The organism is Bifidobacterium myosotis (assembly GCF_002259745.1).
Classification (GTDB): domain Bacteria; phylum Actinomycetota; class Actinomycetes; order Actinomycetales; family Bifidobacteriaceae; genus Bifidobacterium; species Bifidobacterium myosotis.
In genome coordinates this window covers 305,151-327,321 of the sequence record NZ_MWWW01000004.1, presented here as the reverse complement: position 1 = coordinate 327,321, position 22,171 = coordinate 305,151, and the positions used below count along the sequence as shown (strand labels likewise).

Genomic DNA, 22,171 nt, shown 5'->3' with positions numbered 1-22,171 from the left:
CCCTCTCAGTTCTCCGGTCAGTTCTTCCGGTAGCCGTCGGCGCCCTGGATGTTGCCGTCGATGTGGTTGACCGCCTTGTCGAGCCAGGTGTCCACGTCGGCGCCGTTCATGATGTCACCGATGGTCTTGCGGAACTCGGTGGAGATGAAGTTGTAGGCCGGGGTCTCAGGGCGCATCTTGACGTACTTCTTCGAGATCTCGGTGAAGATCTGCATGTCGCCGCCGTCCGAGAACTCGGGCACGAGCTTCTGCGCGCCTTCGGTGGTCGGGATGTTCATGCCGGCCTTGGCCATGTTGGCGACGTACTTGTCCTGCAGGGAGAAACGGATGTAGTCCTGAGCCGCGGCCTTGTTCGGGCAGGACTGGGTCATGCCCACGGTCCAGGAGCCGCCGCCGGTCACCGAGCCGTGGCCGAAGTCGGTCATCGGCATGACCACGATGTCGTCGTAGTCCTTGGCGTACTTCTTGAAGGTGCTCATCGACCAGATGCCGCCGTAGAGCAGGCCGGACTTGTTGTTGACGAAGTCGAGCGCGGTGTCCGAGCCGCCCTTGGAGGAGATGTAGCCCTTGGCCACGAGGTCGCGCATCCAGCGGGCGAATGCCTTGCCCTCTTTGCCGTTGAGCACGCCGTCGGCGCTCTGGTAACCGTCGCGGTTAATCAGATCGCCGCCGAAGGACTGCAGAATCGGAGCGTAGGCGTAGGCATACCATTCGCTTTTGTTGTCGGCGGTGCCGATTTCGAACGGGTAGGTCCATTCGCCGCTGGCCTTGAGCTTGGCGAGCGCGTCGTCCATCTCGGCCTTGGTCCACGGTTCGTCCACGGTGGCTACGCGGATGCCGAGCTTGTCGAGCACGGATTTGCGGGCGAACAGGGCCACCGTGGCGTCGAAGTAGCCCACGGTGTACAGGTCGCCGTTCCAAGTGCCCTTGCCGGATTCCATGAGGTCGTCGGCGCGTTCGAGCAGCGCCTCGTCGGTGAGCGGCTCGAGGATGCCGGCCCACGCCCAGTACGGGGTGTTCGGCTGGTCCACGTCCACCAGGCACGGCAGGTTGTTCGCGGAGGATGCGGAGATGATGGAGTCATTGTACGAGCTCTGCGGGAAGGCTTGCAGCTTGACCGTGGCCTTCTTGTCGGGGCTGGCGTTGTAGTCGTCGATGATTTGCTGGACGCCGGCGAGCTCGGCCTCGCTGCCGGCCGAATGCGTCCAGATGGTGATTTCGTTGGCGTTGGCCTTCGCCGCCGCGCGAGCCGCCTCGCCGCAGCCGCCCACGGTCGCGAGGCTTGCGATGGCGAGCGTCGCGACCGTGGGCGCGGGTGACCGCGCGGTTTCTGGCGGTGCGCCTTGCGACGGATGCGCGCCTGATGGTGTGGGGCATGATGCTCCTCCTTCTTTTCTTGTTCTTCCTTGAATGATGAGGGGTAAGTGTGTTGGGTGTCGAACCGGTTCGAGGTTGGAATGTGGGCGGTTCGGGTGTGAGGCGAGCGGGTGGGTGGTTCGGGTGTGAGGCAGGTGGGTGGGCTAGGAGTGGCTCAGGCGGGTGGGCCGGGCTCGTGGGCCGACTCCTTGCCAAAGGAACCGGGAAGGAGCCGGGCAGGAGGGAATTCCGGGGATCCGGAATCGGCCGTCGCTTGGACTAGTTGCGTGCGGATTGGCTACGCACGGACCGGTTATGTGCGCTGCGGCCTCATCCAGGACTGTTTGATTCTCAGCTTGCAGTCCAGCTTCGCTGCGTGGTCGGTGAGCGGAGGCAGCGGCACGCGGTCAACGGGATAGCCCTCCTTCGGGAAAGGCGCGACCTCGGTCCCTTCGATCATCGAGACCAGCTTGCCCACGGCCCAGTAACCCATCTCGTAATGCGGCAGCTCCACGGTGGACAGCGGCGGGTCGAGCGCCTCGGCGATGACCTGATGGTTGTCCACGCCCACCACGGCGATGTCCTTGCCGATCGCCAGCCCGCGGCGGATGGCCTCCGTGTAGATGCTCCACGCGCGCGTGTCGTTGAAGCAGAAGAACCCGTCGATGTTGGGATGACGGTCGAAGAACGCGGGCATGCGGGCCGCCGCGTCGCTGCCGGACTCCACGTTGATCATGAGTTCGGGGTCGAACGGTATGTCGTGCGCGGCGAGGGCGTCCACGTATCCCGAGATGCGGCCCGGCTGGGCGATCATGTTGTGGATGGTGCCCACGTAGGCGATGCGCCGGCATCCGGCGTCGATGAGATGACTGGTGGCCTTGAATCCGATGCTGTGCTCGTCGGGCACGATGCTGGGCGCGGCGTCGGTGGCGTCGGTCGAATCGGCGACGACCACTTTGCAATCGCGCAGGGACTGCGGCAAGAGGGTGCGTTGGTTGAACATGCGCGCGTAGATGAAGCCGTCGGTGCCGTACTGCTTGAGCGCCAGGATCTCGCGGTCGGAACCGGTGCCCTTGCCTCCGTTGCTGATGCCGACGGTGATGAGCAGGTATCCGAGGGCGCGGGCGGCGTCCTGCGCGCCTTCGATCATGCGGCCGGCGAACGGCGTGGTGGCCACCTCGTCGCTGAGGAACGCGATGATGCGGCTGCGGTTGGTGCGCAGGCCGCTGGCGAGTCGGTTGGTGCGGTAGCCGAGTCCTTCGGCGATGCCGCGTATGCGCTCGGCCACTTCGGGGCTCACGCGTCCGGCGTCATGCCCGTTGAGCACCAGCGAGACCGTGGAGATGGATACGCCGGCTTGGGCGGCGATGTGCTTCATCGTGACCATGCGTTCCCTCCTTGTGGTTGCTTTCGTGTCTGCTCGTGTTCGGTTGCGGTTGCCGGCCGTGCGCTGGTGGTGCGCCGGTGTCCGCGCCGGTCGTGCGGTCGTGCGGTCTTGCGGGCCGCTGGCGGGCCTCGAATGTATGTGTACGGGCTGTTGTGCGGTTGGTTATCGGTGCCGTGCGGCGTTGCGGTGGCTTGCGCGACCTTCGTTGGCTTTTGTTGTTAACCAAGTTAAGACGTCAAACGTTTGACTACAAAATGTGTCATTGCCGGAGTGTTGCCTTAAATTTCAACGGTTATTTGATTCGTTCTCGCAGGTCAACAATTTGACTGACGTGGGTGGTGCGGTCGGATTGGAGTGTGCTGACCGGGGCATGCATACCGCCACCGTTTTCGCGCGGTACGAAGAAGGCTCGAGTGTGCGGACTGTGGTGCAGCCCGGGAAGCGCGCCCAGGGCAGGCTGACGAAGCGGGCGGACGTCGGCGGCGGTCATCGTGCGTAATCGCAATCGCACCGCTGTGGCGACCGTCGCTCCGATTATTGTCATGTAATAAGTGCCGTAGTGGATTTCTGCCGATGAGAGGTGCGTATGGGTGTGTGCGGATTGGGCCATGACGTGGTGGATGTATCGGCGTTCGCGGCGCAGCTCGCCGAGCCGGGCACGCGCATGCGCGCGCTGTTCTCGGTGCGTGAGGTCCGTCAGGCGTCCGAACGGGCGCGGTCCAAGGGCGACGGCGAGGCCGTGCATCTGGCCGCCAAATGGGCCGGCAAGGAGGCGTTCCTCAAAGCGTGGTGCGAGGCGCTGGGGTCGGCAGACTCCCCGTTCACGCTGGACGACTTCCCGTGGCGCGAGGTCGAGGTCCTTGATGATTCTCATGGCGTGCCGCATGTAACGCTCTCCGGTGAGGTCGCGCTCACGTTCAGGGATGGGGGTGTTGCGCGCCGGCAGGCGAATGCGGGCGTGGAGGCGATCCCGTCCGTCCATATTTCATTGAGCCATGACGGGCCGGTCGCCTCCGCCGTGGTGATCATTGACGTTGGCTGACGTTGCGCTTTTGTGCTCTTGCGTTCTTGTGCTCTTGTATTCTTGTGCGCTTGTATTCCTGTGCTCTTGCATTCCTGTGCGCTTGCATTCCTGTCATTCCGGCGTGCCGCGATTGCCTGTATCGAACCGGTTTGATATCGTGTATCCCAACACGTCGGCGACGGATACCGGCGGACAACAGGGACGAAGGAGTTTCCTATGGCTCAAGGTGAGTCAACGCATCAGGCCAAGTCGAACCGCGCAGCCAAGCGTGGCGTCAATGAGACGATTGCGAGTGCCGTGGGCGGTGCCGTCAATGGTGCCAATGGTGCCAAAACGGGTGTGCGCGCGACCAAGTCGCAGGTCGCTCCGGCTGCGTCAGTCGGTGTGACGCCTCAACCGCGGAAAACGAGCCGAGCCGCCAAATCCGTCAAATCCGCAGCCGGCACCGTCAAGGCGGCGGCGACCCGCGTCGCCAATCGTGCCACCGGGAAGAGCCCGGCCCGTGCCGCCGCAAGCCCGGTGTTCGCCGCCCGTCTTGAGTCCCGTAAGGCCGAACTCGAGCGCCTGTTCATGAGCCTGTACGACGATCATGATGCCTTCGACGCACTCGTCGAGCGCATGGCCGAGGCGTACGCCGCCCGCCCCGCCGATCTCAAGCGTCTCGACAAGGCCCGCGAGCAGGACCCGGAGTGGTACAAGCGTGGCGACATGTTCGGCATGACCATGTACACCGATCTGTTCGCCGGCGATCTCAGGAAGCTCGCCGACAAGATTCCGTACCTCAAGGAGCAGAAGCTCACCTACCTGCACCTCATGCCGCTGCTCACGATGCCGCATCCGAACAACGACGGCGGGTATGCGGTCGAGGACTTCGACACCGTCGATCCCAAGCTCGGCACCAACGAGGACCTCGCGAACCTCGCCAGGAAGCTGCGCCGCGCCGGCATCAGCCTGTGCATCGACTTCGTGATGAACCACACCGCGTCCTCACATCGCTGGGCCAAGGCCGCACAGGACGGCGATCCGGAGTACCAGGACTACTACTTCTGCTACGACGACCGCACCGTGCCGGACGAGTACGACGCGCACGTACCGCAGGTCTTCCCGAATACGGCGCCCGGCAACTTCACCTGGAACGAGCAGATGGGCAAATGGGTCATGACCCAGTTCTATCCGTTCCAGTGGGACCTCAACTACCGCAATCCCAAGGTGCTGGTGGCGATGCTGGGCAGCGTGATGCATCTGGCGAACCTCGGCGTGGAGGTGTTCCGCATCGACGCCGTGCCGTACATCTGGAAGGAGCTGGGCACCAACTGCCGCAACCTGCCGCAGGTCCACACCATCGTGCGTATGCTGCGCATCGTACTCGAATGCGTCTGTCCCGCCGTGGTGCTCAAGGGCGAGGTGGTCATGGCGCCGAAGGAGCTCGCCGCGTACTTCGGTACGCCCGAGGCTCCCGAATGCCACATGCTGTACAACGTGTCCATCATGGTGAACCTGTGGAGCGCGCTCGCCAGCCGCGACGTGCGCCTGCTCAAGGCCCAGATCGACAAGCTCGACGCCCTGCCCGAGAACTGCTGGTTCGTCAACTACCTGCGTTGCCACGACGACATCGGCTGGGGACTGGATGAGGACGTGGAACGTGAGCTCGGCATCGACCCGCTCAAGCACAAGGAGTTCCTGTACCACTTCTACGAGGGCGCGGTGCCCGGCAGCTGGTCGATGGGCGAACTGTACAACTATGACGCCGTCACCCGAGACGCCCGCAGCTGCGGCACCACGGCCTCGCTGACCGGCATCGAACGGGCGATCATCACGCATGACCGGCCTCTGCTGGAGACCTCGATTAAGCGTGACCTGCTCATGCACCAGACGATGGCGTTCCTGCGCGGATTCCCGATGCTCAACTGCGGCGACGAGATCGGGCAGCTCAATGGCTGGGATTACAAGGACGATCCGGATCGTGTGGAGGACAGCCGCAACCTGCATCGGTCGAAGTTCGACTGGGAGGCCGCCGCATTGCGCAAGAAGTCCGGTACGCTGCAGAACCGTCTGTGGCGTGGCATGGAGGGACTGCGCGAGGAGCGTCACGACCCGTGCTTCGCGCCGGATGCGTGGGTGAGCACATGGGATACGTTCAATGATTCCGTGCTTGCCGTGGTCCGTAAGGTGGATGGCGCGAGTGACGGGGTTGATGCGGGTGGTGCTGATGTCGCTGGTACCGCTGGTGTCGCGGCTGGCGGGGCTGCGGCCCGCGTGGATGCCGTTGGTGTGGATGCCGGTTCGGCAGGCGCTACGCTGGTGGGTTTGTTCAACTTCTCCGACGAGCCCCAACATGCGCACCTCAACGCCAGTGACGGCATCATCGCCGAACCGGTTGACGTCGATCTCGAGCCGTACGAGGCCCGGTTCGTGCGGCTGTGAGGCGTGCGTGGACTGAGTCGGGACTGCGCTGACTGCGCGGTGCTTTTCGGGTCCTAGTGGTCCGTCTCTTAGTTGTCTGAGTGGTGTTGGCCCCCTTCTGGCGAGGGGCTGGCAGCGAAGCTGACTGGGGGAGACAGGAGATGCAGTGCCCAATTATTAGTGGGACGGACCACTAGCAGACGGTAAGTACGCGTCTCATCGAAGGTCGCGCGTACTTACCGTCTCTATTGGGCTCATCAGGGACGGTAAGTACGCGACTGCTTCGTTGCGCCGCATACTTACCGTCTGCTGTGACCGTGTTGGAGACGACGAGTACGCGATTGCCCTGTCATTCCGCATACTTACCGTCTGCCGAGGAGCTCATTATGCTCGCCGCCGGTTGCGACGCCCGAAGAAATGTGTATAATTGCCCAAGTCGCCAAAAGCGACGACCACACGCGGATGTAGCTCAATGGTAGAGCCTCAGTCTTCCAAACTGATTACGCGGGTTCGATTCCCGTCATCCGCTCCACTTGAAAAGGCCGGAAACCCAACGATTCCAAGGGTTTCGGCCTTTTGTGTATCTGCTCACAACGCCGCATACTGCTGCGCCATGATGCAAAATTAGGCGCAGAAAGGCAAGATAGGGCGACTAATAGGGTCGCCTCTGACCGACAGTTAGGAAGAGGCGCCGAAGCTCACATCGAACAAGACATCGGAACCGAATGTGGTTGTTGGGTGTTAATGATGTATCGCTGAGTGACTGCTACGTAGCGGGTGTTGATGCCTTATAAATAGTGTAATGGCGCGGTTTCATCTGCTTGATGACGCCGGATTCGTAGGGGACAGCTTCACCGGGGGAACGTGCACCTCGCCGCCTACGAGGATTCCCGCAATCTCGCTTCCAACATCGACGAATGACGCGAGCATGGGGCATTCAGAAATCAGGACTGGTTCAAAACCATTGGAAACATTGACTTAGACCATTCCCTGACGTCGGGAAAATAATCGGGAATGATTTCAATCGTCTGGAATTTATACTGTTTATATTATAAACAGTTTTGTTTGACTTATTCCTCTCTCTATTTTATAGTTTCTATAATTTATAGGTCAAATCAGGAAAGAATGCTTGGACAATGGGCATGGAATATAGGAGTTTGGCACGGGTATTTCACGCCGATAGGACGAACAACGCCTTCAACAACCATGCGAAGCTTGCCCGGCAACGACTCGAGGCGGACTCCACATTTAGGACTGGGGTCGTCACCCCTCTGGGCGAACTGTACGCCGCCACGCCACGCGAGACATCCCTGCTCATGGAGAAGATACTCCTCGCGGAGCGGCGGATATCCCGGCTCTGGAACCAGTTCCCCGGCGTCATGCGCTGGGACTACATACGGCATTCCATCAGCGAGGAACTGTTCGCGACCAACGAGATGGAGGGCGTACGCAGCACCCGCAAGGAAACCCGGGAAGCCGTGGCCGCGGCCGAAAAGGCCAGGAAGGGAGGCGACGACGCCAAGGCCAGGTTCAGTGAATTTGCCAAACTGTATCTGCACCTCACGGACAGGGACTCCGCACTGCCGTCAGGGATTGCGGACATCCGCGACATCTACGACAAGGTCGTGCTAGACGAAATCGACAAGAACGACAAGCCGGACGGCGAGCTGTTCCGGAAGGGCGACGTGGAGATACAAGGCCCTCACGGGCTCGCGATCCACAACGGAGTCACAGGCGAAAGCAACATCAGCGCACTTCTCACCAGCATGATCCATCTTGCGACCTCCGACGAGATTCCCCGGCTGCCGGCGGCCATCATGTCACATTTCCTGTTCGAATACATTCACCCGTTCTACGACGGCAACGGCAGGACGGGTCGGTACCTCTTGGCCCTGTACCTGAACCACGACCTGACCATGCCCACCGTGTTGTCGCTGTCCCGCACCATCGCGGAAAACAAGAACGCCTACTACAAGGCGTTCATGGAAGCGGAGGGCAAGCTGAACTGCGGCGAGCTCACGTTCTTCGTGAACACTATCCTCGGGTTCATCCAACGGGCCCAGGACGAGCTGATCGACGAACTCGAGGTCAGGGTCGACCGGCTCGGCAAAGGCGAGGCGGTTTGTGACCAGCTTGAACGGAAGCACGGTCTGTCCGCGAAAGCAGTCTCGATACTGTACGGCGTGATCCAGGAGGAGATGTTCGACTCGTCCAAGTCCATGACGCTGGACGATGCCGCATATCATATCGGCCTATCCAAGCAGAGCGCGAGAAAGTATGTGGGGGAGCTCATGGACATGGGCCTTGTCATTCAATCCGGGAAGCGCCCCCTGAAGATACGGGCGTCGGAATCGTTGAAGGGTATCCTCGATGCCGGAATAGGAGAGGACGGTGGAGAACACGGCGACAAAACCCAACAACAAGAAGAAGCAGGGGGGCGACCGGGAAGACGACTCCAGAGACTCCTCCCACAACCTGTAGACGAGCTAACTTGAATCTTGCGCATGGCGCTGCCTCGCGACTTCATCGTCCCGCAGCACAACCGCGAGTACCATATAACCGATACGTAATGAACGAACCGGCGGCGGTCGGCGGCGATAGCGACAACGGCCGCCGCGATGGGACAGGACGGGGGATGTATGGCGCGCGCCAACAAGACCGCGGATGCTCTGAATTCCAACATGACTGAACAGATGACTGAGATGTCTGAACAGGGGGATGTTGCAGTACGTCAGGACGTGGCGGAGCCCAACAATGTCGAGGCCGCGCCTGGTGTGACTTCGCCTGACGCGACTCCTGTAACTGCCGCATCCGCCGCCGCTGCACCCGAATCCGCGACGCCCGCATCCACTGCGCCCGCATCCGCTGTTGCGCCAGCCTCCGTTGCATCATCCTCCGCTGCACCCGCCTCCGCCGCCGAGTCTGAACTCGCCAAGCTCATCAAACCGGCGCTGCCAGACACGCCCGTCGAACCGAACGAAGCCGTCGAAGTGGTGGGCGGCAAGGTGGAAACCGTTGAGGTTTCCAAGCACCCGGATCCGTCCATCCCCGAAACCGATTTGTCCCTAGCAGACATCGAGCGTCGCCGGTCGCATCCCGTGCGCTGGGCGGTTCTGATTCTCGCGGTGTTGGCCGCCATCGTAGGGCCCTACTGGTTCGGCCGTTCGCTGGCCGTCAACGACACGCTGGCCGTCACCGCGGCACTCGGCGGCATCGACCCGCGTGGCATCGCCCTTGTGGGATGGTCTACGGTCGTCATCACCTATGTGGGATTGGCGATGGCGGTGGTCGTTTCGCCGTCCTGGCCCTGGCTGGTGGTGTTCGTGCTGGGACTGGCCGCCGAGCAGTTCGTGGCGGGCCTGAGCATGCTCAACCTCAATTTCTGGTACTCCACATACGTGGTGTACGGCGATCAGGCGGGATTGGCGAACGCGGCGAACGTCGGCATCATCGCCGCCGCGATCGGCGTCGCCGTGTATGCCGTGATTTTCGTCGGCCTTCTGGTAATCATCAAGAAGACCTCGCCGCTTAACGTGCTGACGAAAAGCTGGGCGAGCTTCATCCTGTACTTCGCGATCGAGGCGCTGGCGTTGTTCGTGGTACTGTTCGGCGGTGTGCTGACCACCGTATGACCGTATGGCCGTATGACTGTATGTCCGACCGTATGACGTGAGCGAACGTCAAACCGCGCTCTCTATTCGCCTCCATCCGCCTCCGTCCGCCCCTCGACCTATAGTTTTCATTTGGCGTGATTTCGCCCGCGGATAGAGAGCGTTTCGGGTACACCCACCCGAATCACCGCGCAACGAACACAATTAAGGAGGATGCCGTGGCACTGACGGCTGAAGAAAAGACCCAGATTATCAACGAGTACGCGACGCACGAAGGTGACACCGGCTCCCCGGAGGTTCAGGTGGCCCTGCTGTCCAAGCGCATCTCCGACCTGACCGAGCACCTCAAGCAGCACAAGCACGACCACCATTCCCGTCGTGGTATGCAGCTCATGATCGGTGATCGTCGTCGTCTGCTTGACTACCTCAAGCGCGTGGACATCAACCGTTACCGCTCCCTGATCGAGCGCCTGGGCCTGCGTCGATAATTGAAGACTTCCGCCCGAGCACCTAGGATGGTGCTCGGGCGTTTTGCATATCGCCAGCCAACGGCAACAACGGCAAGAGGGTTATGAGGATAGGCCGGAAGACGGCGGCCGTGGGCACCGAAGGTGCCGGAAGTGAACAGGCCGTCGCGGACCGCAGGCTCATGGACGCGCGAATACATCGGGTGCATGAGGGCTGAGGACACGAGGATCGGCCGATAAGAGAGCCCGAATGAGACGGGTTGACACGAGGGGCGGAGGCCAGGGGGTCGCCGCCGACGAGGGTATGTGACGTCCGCTGAAGAGGACAATCGCGGTGTATGCGAGCTTCGGTCCAGTCGCATCGGCGCACGGTCGGGACGACCGGGGCGCGGAAGAACCGAAGACGAACCGGTATCGGGCGGCCGGAAGGCCAGACGCCCGGCACGCAACCGCGGACAGTATGTAGGAATAACAGAAAACAGAAGGAGGAACCCTATGGAGGGTCCCGAAATCAAGGCCGTTGAGGCCGTCATCGACAATGGATCGTTCGGCAAGCGCACGCTGCGCTTCGAGACCGGCCGTCTTGCCCAGCAGGCCGACGGTGCCGTCGCCGCCTATCTGGACGACGATTCGATGATCCTGTCCACCACCACCGCCGGCTCCAGCCCGAAGGAGAACTACGACTTCTTCCCGCTGACCGTCGACGTCGAAGAGAAGATGTACGCCGCGGGCAAGATCCCGGGCTCGTTCTTCCGTCGCGAGGGCCGTCCGTCCAGCGAGGCCATCCTCGCCTGCCGTATCATCGACCGCCCGCTGCGCCCGCTGTTCCCGCACACGCTGCGCAACGAGGTGCAGGTCGTCGAGACCGTGCTCGCCGTGAACCCGGACGATGCGTACGATGTCATCGCACTGAACGCCGCTTCCGCCTCCACCATGATCTCCGGTCTGCCGTTCTCCGGCCCGGTGTCCGGTGTGCGTCTGGCGCTGATTGACGGCCAGTGGGTCGCCTTCCCGCGCTGGAGCGAGCGTGAGCGCGCCGTGTTCGAGATCGTGGTCGCCGGCCGTGTGATCGACAACGGCGATGTCGCCATCGCCATGATTGAGGCCGGTGCCGGCAAGAACGCCTGGCACCTCATCTACGACGAGGGCCAGACCAAGCCGGACGAGACCGTCGTGGCCCAGGGCCTCGAGGCCGCCAAGCCGTTCATCAAGGTGATCTGCGAGGCGCAGAACGAACTCAAGGAGAAGGCCGCCAAGGCCACCAAGGAGTTCCCGCTGTTCCCGGAGTACACCGAGGAGCTGTACAACCGCATCGACGAGATCGCCCACAAGGATCTGGACGAGGCCCTCTCCATCGCCGAGAAGCTGCCGCGTCAGGACCGCATCCACGAGATCAAGGAGCACGTGCGCGACGTGCTCGCCACCGAGTTCGAGGAGATGGACGACGTCGAGAAGGACAAGGAGCTCGGCAACGCCTTCAAGGAGCTGCAGCGCCAGATTGTCCGCCGCCGCATCCTGACCGAGGACTACCGCATCGACGGCCGTGGCCTCAAGGACATCCGCACCCTGTCCGCCGAGGTGGATATCGTGCCGCGCGTGCATGGCTCCGCCCTGTTCCAGCGCGGCGAGACCCAGATCCTGGGTGTCACCACGCTGAACATGCTCAAGATGGAGCAGCAGATCGACGCGCTGTCCGGCCCGCAGTCCAAGCGCTACATGCACAACTACGAGATGCCGCCGTACTCCACCGGCGAGACCGGTCGCGTCGGCTCCCCGAAGCGTCGCGAGATCGGTCACGGCGCCCTCGCCGAGAAGGCCCTCGTGCCGGTGCTGCCGAGCCGTGAGGAGTTCCCGTACGCCATCCGTCAGGTCTCCGAGGCCATCGGCTCCAACGGTTCCACCTCCATGGGTTCCGTCTGCGCCTCCACGCTGAGCCTGCTGGCCGCCGGCGTGCCGCTCAAGGCCCCGGTTGCAGGCATCGCCATGGGCTTGGTCTCCGGCGATGTGAACGGCGAGCACGTTTACAAGACCCTCACCGATATCCTGGGCGCCGAGGATGCCTTCGGCGACATGGACTTCAAGGTGGCCGGCACGTCCGAGTTCATCACCGCACTGCAGCTCGACACCAAGCTCGACGGCATCCCCGCTGACATTCTGGCCGCCGCCCTGCAGCAGGCCCACGAGGCCCGCACCACGATTCTCGAGGTCATCAACGAGTGCATCGACGGCCCGGCCGAGATGAGCGAGTACGCGCCGCGCATCCTCACCACCTCCGTGCCGGTCGAGAAGATCGGCGAGGTCATCGGCCCGAAGGGCAAGATGATCAACCAGATTCAGGAGGACACCGGCGCCGAGATCGCCATCGAGGATGACGGTACCGTCTACATCTCCTCCGAGGGTGGCGAGGCCGCCGAGAAGGCCAAGCAGATCATCGACTCCATCGCCAACCCGCATGTGCCGGAAGCCGGCGAGACTTACAACGGCAAGGTCGTCAAGACCACGTCGTTCGGCGCGTTTGTGAACCTGACCCCGGGCACCGACGGTCTGCTGCACATCTCGCAGATCCGCAACCTGGCCAACGGCGAGCGCATCGACTCCGTCGAGGACGTGCTCAAGGAAGGCGACACCGTCGAGGTCGTCGTGCAGGGCGTGGACGACCGTGGCAAGATCTCCCTGGCCATCCCCGGCTTCGAGGATCAGGACTCCGGCGCCGCCCGCGGTGGCCGTGGCGGCTCCCGTGAGGACCGCGGCGATGACCGTCGCGGTGGCCGTGGCTCCCGTGATGACCGCCGTGGCGGCCGTGGCCGTCGTCCGGCCGATCGTGATGACCGCGATTTCGATCGTGATGACCGCGACGATCGCGACGATCGTCCGCGTCGTCGTCGTTCGGATGACCGTGACTTCGACGATCGTGATGACCGCGACGACTTCGATGATCGTCCGCGTCGTCGTCGTCCGGCTGATCGCGATGATCGTGATGACCGTGATTTCGATCGTGATGACCGTGATGATCGTGATGATCGTCCGCGTCGTCGTCGTTCGGATGACCGTGATTTCGATGATCGCGACGATGATCGTCCGCGTCGCCGTCGCTCCTCGGATCGTGATGACCGTGATGATCGTCCGCGCCGTTCCTCCGGTCGTGGCCGTGGTACCGACCGCAACCCGCGCTACGCCACCGACGACAACTACGACGATTACCGCGCCGACCGTGAAGAGCGTTCCGAGCGCCCGCGCCGTCGCGTCCGCCGCGACTTCGATCCGTTCGAGGACTGAGATCAGCCGGTCTTAGGTTCCTCTCGCTGAGGGGAGCTGTCAAACGAAGTGAGACTGAGGGGAGTTCCCCGTAAGCAGTTACTCCCCTCCGCCCGCTTCGCGGCCAGCTCCCCTCAGCGAGGGGAGCCAACGATAAGCTCAAGCCCGTCGCTATATGCGGCGGGCTTTTTGCGTAGTATCGTTGGACTCAAGAAGGGTCCCCGCACGAAGGAGCGCACATGAGCGTCGGCCTGATTATCGGCATCGTTGTCATCGTTCTCGTCATCGCCATCATCATCTGGGCCATCGGCGCCTACAACAATCTCGTCACACTGCGAAACCGGGTGAAGAACGGATGGGCGCAGATCGACGTGCAGCTCAAGCAGCGTGCCGACCTGATTCCGAACCTCGTCGCAACCGTCAAGGGGTACGCGGCGCATGAGAACGCGGTCCTCAGTCAGGTGACCGCCGCCCGTGCCGGTGCCGTGGCCGCGGCAACCGATCCGAACGGCACTACGGCGCAGCGTGCCGAGGCTGAAAACCAGCTTTCCCGCGCATTGCTCAACCTGCAGGCGACGGCCGAGGCCTATCCGGCGTTGCAGGCCAACCAGAACTTCATGGATTTGCAGGGCCAGCTCAAGGATCTGGAGAACAAGATCGCCTACGCCCGCCAGTTCTACAACGACGTGGTGCTGAAGCTCAACACCGCCATCGAGACCGTGCCCACCAACATCATCGCCGGGCTCTTCCACTTCGAGCAGGCCCAGTATTTCGAGGCCGACGAGCCCGCCCGCCAAGCGCCGCGGGTCGCGTTCTGACGCCGCGGTTCCGGCCGGAGATAGGCGATGAGAACGTGGCGTTGGCGTGACGTTGGCGTGGTTGGTGTGACGTTGACGACAAAGCCACGATAGGGAAGGGAATCATGGGAAAGCGATTCATCCGTGCGGGTATCCTCAGCGTCATCATCACGCTGGTGATGGCCTCCATCTTCGCCGTGCTCACGTTCGCACCCAGCATCGCCGATGACGCGGACTTGAGTTATCGCACGCTCGACTATGACGTGAACGTCACCACCTCCGGCGATCTCGAGGTCACGCAGCACATCGACGTGAAGCTCAAGCAGCGCGAGGACGGCGACGGCAACGTCAAGCCATGGAAGCAGCTGTACCAGCAGTACCGTCTACGCGCGGATAACCTCACCGACATCACGGACATCAGCGTCACCAACGTCACCAGCGGGACCGACTATGCGCAGCAAAGCGAACCCCAGTCACCCAGCGACGTGTCGGACGCGGCCTGGGATTCCGATTACGCCAACCACTGGTACATCGCGGATGTGACCGCCGGCGACTATGCCCCCAAGCTCTATCATCCGGGCGAGGACGGATTCGCCCCCGCCAATACCGCCGATTCAGTCAAAACCGTGGAAATCGGCTGGAACATACCCGCCACCGACGAGGCGGACAGCATGAAGTTCGACGTGCGCTTCACCATGCATGACGTGGCCACGCAGTGGGATGACGTGGCGGCCTTCCAATGGGAGCCGTTCGGCCGGTCGAACCCGGTACCGATCGGTACGGTCAGCGGTACCGTGCACTTCCCCGCAGGCGTCAGCGTGAACGACTCCTGGGCGTGGCTGCACACCGAGCGCACTTCGGAGACGGCTCGTGCCGCGGACGGCGGCCTCACCTTCAAGGCGTACAACATCAAGTCCGGCGACTATCTGGATTTGGTGGCCGCCTACGCAGTCACCCCGAACGGCAACAGCGGCATCGCCCGCACGCGCGCGGGCGATCATCTGGATGCGCTCAAGCGCAGTGAGGCCGAGCAGGAACGGCAGTGGCGTGAGAGCCAGCGCAACGCGGCCCGCGCGCGACTCATTTTCTGGATTGCCACGGTCGTGCTCGGCGCGGCATTGTGTGCGTGGGGACTGTATGCCTCCATCACCAGCAACCGTCGCGCGAAATACCGTGGCGAGCTGGAGTATTGGCGTGACCAGCCCGGCATCAGTCCGGCCGCCGCCGCCAAACTCGTGGACGTGGTCGAGCCGTCCAAGACGTCCCTGTCCAACCGGCAGCTCACCGCCACGTTGCTGGCGCTCGCGGTGAAGAAGGCCATCGCCATCTACCCCGGCCCGGCGGACATGTACCGCGGCATCGACATGAGCAAGGCCACCCCGCTGGCACTGAGCCGTATGATCGACGGCGATCCAGGCCGTCGGAAGGCCGCTGCAGCCACCAGTACCATCGTGATTCTGCCGGTGTCGCTCGATGACCGGTCCAACCGGGAGCAACTGGGGCTGAGCGAGTCCGAGGGTGCGCTGCTGCACCTGCTCATCGTGATCTCCAAGCGCGTCGGCGCGCCCGTGTTCGATCTCAAGCAGATGCGGGCGGCCTGCGTCGGTTGGGAGGACGGGTATCTCGAGCTCGGCAAATTCACCGGCGCGTGCGGCATGGAATACGCGCGGCTCAACGCCTCGCGCTCGCGGGCATGGCAGTGGATACTCGCCGGTACGCTCGCCGCGGTGCTCGGTTTCGGCGCGATGCTCGCCAACGTCATCATCGGGTACGGCATGGTCGGCCTGATTACCGGGCTGCCGATATTCCTTGTCGGCCTGTTCTGTGCCACCTCCGGCGCGATGCACGAGCTGACCGATCAGGGACAGCAGCTCGCCGGCCGTTGCCTGGGCCTCAAGCACTATATGCAGGACTTCTCCAACTTCACCGACCGCGGTACCGCCGATTTGGCGCTATGGGACTGGTACATGGTCTACGCCGCCGCCTTCGGCATCTCCGAACAGGTGATGCGTGAGCTTGCGCGCGCCTATCCGCAGGTATCCGACCCACGTTGGCTCGATGACAACGCGGCCGATTCCATGTTCTACTGGACATACCGGCCGTACGGTTGGGGTGCTTGGGGCGACAACCGGTACGGGCGCGGGGATTCGCGCGGTGCTGGTGCTGGTGGACTTGGCGCTGGGGCTGGTGCCGGGGCCGCCGGTGGACTCGCCGGACAGTTCGGTGCGACCCCGTTGTTCGGCGGCAGCTCCTATGCGCCGAGCTTCGGTGATTTGGGCTCGCAACTGTCCGCAGGCTTCGCCGACATCACCTCCACCATCGATGCCGCCGCGCCGTCCAGCTCCGATTCCGGCGGCGGCATCGGCTTCGGCAGCGGTGGCAGTTTCTCCGGTGGCGGCTTTGGCGGCTCGTCCGGCGGTTCCGGCGGCGGCTCCTTCGGAGGTCGGTGATTTTCGATATGAGGGGCAGCGCGGTGATTTAGTTCGGTTGGTGATGCGGCGGGCGGTGATGTGGCGGGAGGCTCCGCTGGGCTGAAATCCATAGCAAGACGACACTCTCGATAGCGTTATTCAGCGGAGATGAGCGACTTCGGTGCTGGAAACTGTTGGACGAGTGCAGCCATGGTGCCAATGCCAATGCCGTCCATTCGCATGCAACGTAGCATCGCGCGTGAATAGCTTATGGTGCACTATAAATAGCAGTTAGTATCACCTCTTATTTTGGGTATACTAAAAATACGAGGTGATGCATGTCATGGTTTTCATCGAACGAAAGAAACTGATTGAATCATTGCGGTCGCATCGTGATACTCCGGAAATCAAAGTGCTTACCGGCGTGCGGCGATGCGGCAAGAGCACATTGCTGTCGAAATACGCGGACATGCTGATAGCTGAGGGTGTGCCGGAGTCCAATGTTTTCGTGCGCAGGTTCGATGCATTTGATATCCCAATCGGATACGACGAGAAATCGTTGTATGCGGACCTTGTCGAAGCCTTCCGCCAATCCCGAAACGGTACGTTCTATGTGTTTCTGGACGAAATCCAGGATGTGGCCGGCTGGGAGGAGGTCGTACGCAAACTGCACACTCGGGACAATACGGACGTGTACATCACCGGTTCGAACGCGAGGCTGCTGTCCGGCGAGCTCGCCACATACCTTACAGGCCGATACGTAACCGTACCGGTGTATCCACTGTCGTTCGAGGAATATCTCGGCTACCGTCGTGCGAAGAACGCCGATGATTCCGTCGATCGGTTATTCGGCCAATACATGATGTTCGGCGGTATGCCGGGACTGTTCGCCGCGGGATTGCCGGATGAGCGCAGGGCGACGGAGATTCTCACTGCGGTATATGAGTCGGTGATCATAAAGGATGTGGCTGGCCGGTACGGCGTGCGTGATCTGGCCACGCTGGAGAAGCTGTCCCGTTACCTGTTCTCCACGTCGGCGAACCTGTTCTCGGTCAATAATGTCGTCCGCGCATTGAAAAGCGCTGGTGTGAATGCGACATATACGACCATCGACAATCAGATCAACGCACTTGAGAAGGCGTTCATCGTGTATTCCGCCGAACAGGAGCGTATGCGGGGAAAGGAGATGCTCAGACCGCAGCGCAAGTACTATCCGGTGGACAACGGCTTGCGTAATCTTGCGACCGGTTTCAACGGCGCGGATCGCGGAGCCCAGCTCGAAGGCATTGTGTTCATGGAGTTGAAACGGCGCGGTTATGCGGTTTCCATCGGTGCATTGCCGGCGGGCGAGATAGATTTCGTGGCCCGCCGCAACACGGAGAGGCTGTATATTCAGGTCACCTTGAATATGACCGAGGAACAGAACCGGCAACGCGAGCTGGCCCCGTTGCGAAAGCTAAACGATGCCTTCCCGCGTCTGGTGCTTACGCTCGACTGGTTCAGCGAGGGCACGACCGAGGAGGGCATTCGGATTATGAACGTCATCGATTGGCTGTGTGCCGGACGGTAGCGTGCGAACACGTCCGTCGCACAGCGCACTCAGACCCGAATGACGCCTTTGAGCTCGGGGTGCTCGGCGTAGATCTGCTCCAGCTCCTCGGCGGTAGGGCGGATCGGATGATCGCGGTCGGCCTTGACGATGCAGATGAAGCCGAGCGGTCCATCATCGGTGGCGCTGAACTGATGCCATTCATTCGGCCCCACGAACACCAGATCGCCAGCTTTGACATGCCGCGTCTCGAATCCGACCAGTGCGGTGCCGCTGCCACGGAAGATGATCACCTCATGGGTGTGCTCGTGATGTTCGAACGTGCTCCAGCCGCCGGATTGCACCTCGAAGTAGCGCACCTGATTGCCTTGGCCGGCGTTGGAATCGAACAGGATGCGACGCGTCACCGTGCGGAAGGTGGTGTCGTGCTCCTTGTAGACCAGCTGGTCGACGTCTTCCCATCGTCCTTCTTCGGTTTCGGCGCGGAAGGGGACCAATGGCTTGATGACGTGACTGGGCGTGCGGTAGGTGTCTTGTTGCGATTGCTGCTGTTCTGCCATGCTCCCTATCATGCATCAGGAGGCGTCGCCGGGTACGGCAAAGTGGTCCCGGGTGATATCGCAATAAGTTATAGAGGGCTATCAAAGGCATGAAAACGTTGAAAAACCGCGATTCGGCGGATGCCCTGCGCGGCTATGGATTCCTGTTATATTCGCTTCTATGCTTGCCGTATATCCATGTGCGGCGATGGTCGGTGCGAGGTAAGGCAGCGTTGCTGCGGCCCGCATATGGCAAACAGGTGGGAAAGGACACACAATCATGGCGGATGAGGAATTCGGCTTCGCTACCCGTGCGGTGCATGCCGGCAATATCCCGGATAAGGCCACGGGCGCTCGTGCGCTGCCGATTTACGAGTCGGCCGCGTTCGTGTTCGAAAACAGTGATGACGCGGCGGCCCGGTTCGCTTTGCGCAAATACGGCGAGATCTACTCGCGGATTGTCAATCCCACGGTGGCCGCACTCGAGGAGCGCGTGGCCAGCTTGGAGGGAGGATTAGGTGCGGTGGCCACGGCAAGCGGCCTGTCCGCCGAATTCATCACGTTCGTGGCGCTCGCGTCGCAGGGCGATGAGATTGTCGCCTCCGCGCAGCTCTATGGCGGCACCATCACCCAGCTGGACGTCACGCTTCGCCGTCTGGGCATCGTCACCAAGTTCGTGGACAGCGAGGACCCCCGGGATTATGCTGCGGCCATCACCGACAAGACCAAACTGATCTATGTAGAGGCTGTGGCGAATCCGTCCGGCGAGATCGCGGACATCGAGGGACTGGCCGAAGTGGCGCACGCCGCGCACATCCCGCTGGTGGTCGATTCGACGATGGCCACGCCGTATCTGATGCGGCCCATCGAGCATGGCGCCGACATCGTGATTCACTCGGCCACCAAGTTCCTCAGCGGCGCCGGCACGGTGTTGGGCGGTGTGGTGGTGGACTCCGGCACCTTCCAATGGAGCCAGGAGCGCTTCCCTGCCTTCTACGAGCCGGTGCCGTCCTACAACGGTCTGACGTGGGTGGGCAATTTCGCCCAGTACGCCTTCCTGACCAGGTTGCGCGCCGAGCAGCTTCGTGACGTGGGCCCCGCCATCAGCGCGCATTCCGCGTTCCTCATCGCTCAGGGCATCGAGACGCTGCCGTTGCGCGTGCAGCGGCAGGTCGACAACACGCGCCGCATCGCCGAATGGCTGCAAACCCAGCCGCAGGTCGAGGCCGTGTACTGGGCCGGTCTGGAGAGCCATCCGCATCACAGCCGTGCGCTGAAGTACTTCCCGAACGGCGATTCCGGTTCGGTGTTCTCCTTCGACATCAAGGGCGGACGCGCGGCGGGCAAGAAGTTCATCGACTCGCTGAATCTGTTCAGCCATGTGGCGAACATCGGCGACGTGAAGTCGCTGGCCATCCACCCGGCTTCGACCACGCACGGGCAGCTTTCCGCAGAACAATTGCGCGAGGCGGGCATCGGCGAGGGCACCATTCGCTTGAGCATCGGCATCGAAACGGTGGATGACCTGCTGCGCGACCTCGAACAGGCGTTGCAGGCCAGCGCCGAAGTCGCGGGACAGTCCGAATCCGGCGAGCATGGCGAGAATGGAAAGGAACAGGCATGAGCGAGCAGACATCCAACCAGCAAGCACCGAAGATTACGCTCAACCGTGCGGGGCAGGGCATTGGTTTGACGGCTCCCCATATGGCCGCCGCATGTGAGGCTCCGACCCCGGTGGGGGAGCGGCGCTGGAAGGAACCGGATGCGCTGACCCGACGCCACATCCTGGAGAACGCCAAGTCGATCGCCATCGTCGGCGCCTCCTCCAATCCGGCGCGCGCCAGCTACTTCGTGGCCACGTACCTGCTGCAGACCACGCCATACAAGGTGTATTTCGTCAATCCGCGCGAGACGGAGATTCTGGGCCATCCAGTCTATCCTGATCTCGCCTCGCTGCCGGAGGTGCCGGACATCGTGGATGTGTTCCGTCGCGCCTCCGCCATCCCACCCATCGCCGAGGAGGCCGCCAGAATCGGCTCCCCGGTGCTGTGGATCCAGCTGGGTATCTGGAATGACGACGTGGCCGAACAGGCCGAATCCCTGGGCCTGCAGGTGGTCATGGACCGGTGCATCAAAATCGAATACGCGCGCTTCCACCAAGGCTTGCATCTGTTCGGTTTCAATACCGGCGTGATCACCTCACGCATCGCGAAATGATGCCGATTATCGGCGGAACCTGTGGACCGCAGTGAAAGGCGAGCAATAGGCGAACGACCATGAATGATTGTCATCAAAGCCTTCGGCATCCTGTGACGGCGGAACTGTGCGGGGCATCCTCCGCCCCGGGCCGTGTCGGTGAGGCTTGGCCGCTCATCATCGATACTGATCCTGGTATCGACGACGCGGCGGCCATAGCGGCGCTGCTGTCCTCGGACGCCGTCGATATCCGTCTCATCGCCACCGTTAGCGGCAATGTGGACATCGGGCATACCACCGACAATGCCCTGAAACTGTTGACATTTCTGAACCACAGGATTCCCGTGGCGCGCGGCGCTGCGACGCCGCTGAGCCGGCCGGTGGTGTACGCGCCGGAGATTCACGGCGATTCGGGCATGGACGGTTTCGTCTTCCCCGAGCCGGATACGTCGCTGTTGATCGGCGAGGACGCCGTGAGTGCCGAGGCACGGGTGATCACGGCCGCCGATCGTCCGGTGGATATTCTGGCGCTTGGACCGCTCACCAACATCGCCCTGCTGATTCAGCGCCATCCCGAGGTATTGCCACGCATCCGTCGAATCGTGCTGATGGGCGGCACATTCGCACATCGGCCGGAAATCACCGTTCCTGATTTCAACATCGCGGTGGACCCGGAAGCTGCGGCCGTTGTCTTCGGTGCCGGTATACCTGTGGTGATGATCGGCGTGGAGATCGGATGGGACGCACGGTTGAACCCATCGGATGTTGCGACCTTGCGCGCAGGAGGAACGGTCGGTGCGATGATCGCCGCGCTGTTCGGCGTGTATGACGACGGACGGGTGGACCGGGGCGTGCAGATGTATGACCCGACCGCGGCCTGGTACCTGCTGCATCCTGAGCTGTTCACCGTGCGGCCCGCTACGGTGCGGGTCGTCGGCGTTGACGGCCCGTTCTCGGCCATCACCACCGAAGTGACGTTTGCCGATAATTCCGATGATTCCGATAATCCAGAAGCCGATTCCGGGCTCCAGACGCATGTCACAGTGGCGACGGACATCGACGTGGACGGGTTCCGTCGCACGTTCGTGGACCATATCCGGCGTGCTGATGCGCGCGGACGCGCATGACGGTGAGGACAAACAAGCCAACAAGCAGCAAGTTGCATGGTTGATTGCA

Annotated in this window: 15 protein-coding genes and 1 tRNA gene; 13 read left to right on the top strand and 3 right to left on the bottom strand. The window is 62.2% G+C overall.

Going from position 1 to position 22,171, the window contains the following annotated elements; translation table 11 throughout:
• Positions 1–17: 17 nt before the first annotated feature.
• Both BMYO_RS02855 and BMYO_RS02850 read right to left on the bottom strand, forming a co-directional pair.
• Entirely contained in the window at positions 18–1,271 is a 1,254-nt protein-coding gene (locus BMYO_RS02855; RefSeq protein ID WP_233428061.1) for an extracellular solute-binding protein, read from the bottom strand.
• 398 nt (positions 1,272–1,669) lie between these two features.
• On the bottom strand, positions 1,670–2,743 hold the full coding sequence (locus BMYO_RS02850) for a LacI family DNA-binding transcriptional regulator (RefSeq protein WP_094667047.1): 1,074 nt from the start codon (positions 2,741–2,743) through the stop codon (positions 1,670–1,672).
• 586 nt (positions 2,744–3,329) lie between these two features.
• Between BMYO_RS02850 and BMYO_RS02845 the strand changes: the two genes are divergently transcribed.
• The 10 genes from BMYO_RS02845 to BMYO_RS02795 all read left to right on the top strand — a co-directional run bounded on the left by BMYO_RS02845 (position 3,330) and on the right by BMYO_RS02795 (position 18,281).
• The gene (locus BMYO_RS02845; RefSeq protein ID WP_094667046.1) at positions 3,330–3,785 is read left to right on the top strand and encodes a holo-ACP synthase; all 456 of its coding nucleotides are present in this window, start codon (positions 3,330–3,332) and stop codon (positions 3,783–3,785) included.
• Between the two features lie 198 nt (positions 3,786–3,983).
• On the top strand, positions 3,984–6,191 hold the full coding sequence (locus BMYO_RS02840) for an alpha-amylase family protein (protein WP_233428060.1): 2,208 nt from the start codon (positions 3,984–3,986) through the stop codon (positions 6,189–6,191).
• 437 nt (positions 6,192–6,628) lie between these two features.
• Positions 6,629–6,702 (top strand) — tRNA-Gly (locus BMYO_RS02835).
• Between the two features lie 604 nt (positions 6,703–7,306).
• Positions 7,307–8,665: a Fic family protein gene (locus BMYO_RS02830; protein WP_094667045.1), complete on the top strand. Its 1,359-nt coding sequence runs from the start codon at positions 7,307–7,309 to the stop codon at positions 8,663–8,665.
• A 456-nt stretch (positions 8,666–9,121) separates the two neighbouring features.
• Positions 9,122–9,802 (top strand): hypothetical protein, encoded by a 681-nt coding sequence (locus BMYO_RS02825; RefSeq protein ID WP_094667078.1) that lies wholly within the window; start codon positions 9,122–9,124, stop codon positions 9,800–9,802.
• A 197-nt stretch (positions 9,803–9,999) separates the two neighbouring features.
• Positions 10,000–10,269, top strand: coding sequence for a 30S ribosomal protein S15 (gene rpsO / locus BMYO_RS02820; RefSeq protein ID WP_033891585.1), 270 nt, complete (start codon positions 10,000–10,002; stop codon positions 10,267–10,269).
• 474 nt (positions 10,270–10,743) lie between these two features.
• The gene (locus BMYO_RS02810; protein ID WP_094667043.1) at positions 10,744–13,524 is read left to right on the top strand and encodes a polyribonucleotide nucleotidyltransferase; all 2,781 of its coding nucleotides are present in this window, start codon (positions 10,744–10,746) and stop codon (positions 13,522–13,524) included.
• Positions 13,525–13,742: 218 nt separating this feature from the next.
• On the top strand, positions 13,743–14,321 hold the full coding sequence (locus BMYO_RS02805; protein ID WP_094667042.1) for a LemA family protein: 579 nt from the start codon (positions 13,743–13,745) through the stop codon (positions 14,319–14,321).
• A gap of 104 nt (positions 14,322–14,425) precedes the next feature.
• The gene (locus tag BMYO_RS02800; protein ID WP_094667041.1) at positions 14,426–16,750 is read left to right on the top strand and encodes a DUF2207 domain-containing protein; all 2,325 of its coding nucleotides are present in this window, start codon (positions 14,426–14,428) and stop codon (positions 16,748–16,750) included.
• 304 nt (positions 16,751–17,054) lie between these two features.
• Positions 17,055–18,281, top strand: coding sequence for an ATP-binding protein (locus BMYO_RS02795; RefSeq protein ID WP_233428058.1), 1,227 nt, complete (start codon positions 17,055–17,057; stop codon positions 18,279–18,281).
• A gap of 29 nt (positions 18,282–18,310) precedes the next feature.
• Here the strand turns inward: BMYO_RS02795 and BMYO_RS02790 are convergent, their stop codons facing one another.
• Entirely contained in the window at positions 18,311–18,820 is a 510-nt protein-coding gene (locus BMYO_RS02790) for a cupin domain-containing protein (protein ID WP_094667039.1), read from the bottom strand.
• Between the two features lie 259 nt (positions 18,821–19,079).
• Between BMYO_RS02790 and BMYO_RS02785 the strand changes: the two genes are divergently transcribed.
• From BMYO_RS02785 to BMYO_RS02775, 3 genes are read left to right on the top strand one after another with little or no spacing between them, the layout of a single operon-like run.
• Entirely contained in the window at positions 19,080–20,423 is a 1,344-nt protein-coding gene (locus BMYO_RS02785; RefSeq protein ID WP_094667038.1) for an O-acetylhomoserine aminocarboxypropyltransferase/cysteine synthase family protein, read from the top strand.
• Positions 20,420–21,016, top strand: a complete 597-nt coding sequence (locus tag BMYO_RS02780) for a CoA-binding protein (protein ID WP_233428056.1) — start codon at positions 20,420–20,422, stop codon at positions 21,014–21,016. Before BMYO_RS02785 ends, BMYO_RS02780 begins: the two co-directional genes overlap by 4 nt.
• Before the next feature lie 59 nt (positions 21,017–21,075).
• Positions 21,076–22,122 carry a nucleoside hydrolase gene (locus BMYO_RS02775; protein WP_094667037.1) on the top strand — a complete coding sequence of 349 codons (1,047 nt, stop codon included), beginning with the start codon at positions 21,076–21,078 and terminating at the stop codon, positions 22,120–22,122.
• Positions 22,123–22,171 lie beyond the last annotated feature (49 nt).

Excerpts from the sequence above, each read along its gene's own strand:
- BMYO_RS02775 (WP_094667037.1), top strand. The coding sequence starts at position 21,076 with ATGAATGATTGTCATCAAAGCCTTCGGCATCCTGTGACGGCGGAACTG.
- BMYO_RS02845 (WP_094667046.1), top strand. The coding sequence starts at position 3,330 with ATGGGTGTGTGCGGATTGGGCCATGACGTGGTGGATGTATCGGCGTTC.
- BMYO_RS02850 (WP_094667047.1), bottom strand. The coding sequence starts at position 2,743 with ATGGTCACGATGAAGCACATCGCCGCCCAAGCCGGCGTATCCATCTCC.
- BMYO_RS02800 (WP_094667041.1), top strand. The coding sequence starts at position 14,426 with ATGGGAAAGCGATTCATCCGTGCGGGTATCCTCAGCGTCATCATCACG.
- BMYO_RS02780 (WP_233428056.1), top strand. The coding sequence starts at position 20,420 with ATGAGCGAGCAGACATCCAACCAGCAAGCACCGAAGATTACGCTCAAC.
- BMYO_RS02805 (WP_094667042.1), top strand. The coding sequence starts at position 13,743 with ATGAGCGTCGGCCTGATTATCGGCATCGTTGTCATCGTTCTCGTCATC.
- BMYO_RS02795 (WP_233428058.1), top strand. The coding sequence starts at position 17,055 with ATGGTTTTCATCGAACGAAAGAAACTGATTGAATCATTGCGGTCGCAT.
- BMYO_RS02840 (WP_233428060.1), top strand. The coding sequence starts at position 3,984 with ATGGCTCAAGGTGAGTCAACGCATCAGGCCAAGTCGAACCGCGCAGCC.
- BMYO_RS02790 (WP_094667039.1), bottom strand. The coding sequence starts at position 18,820 with ATGGCAGAACAGCAGCAATCGCAACAAGACACCTACCGCACGCCCAGT.
- BMYO_RS02785 (WP_094667038.1), top strand. The coding sequence starts at position 19,080 with ATGGCGGATGAGGAATTCGGCTTCGCTACCCGTGCGGTGCATGCCGGC.
- BMYO_RS02810 (WP_094667043.1), top strand. The coding sequence starts at position 10,744 with ATGGAGGGTCCCGAAATCAAGGCCGTTGAGGCCGTCATCGACAATGGA.
- BMYO_RS02830 (WP_094667045.1), top strand. The coding sequence starts at position 7,307 with ATGGGCATGGAATATAGGAGTTTGGCACGGGTATTTCACGCCGATAGG.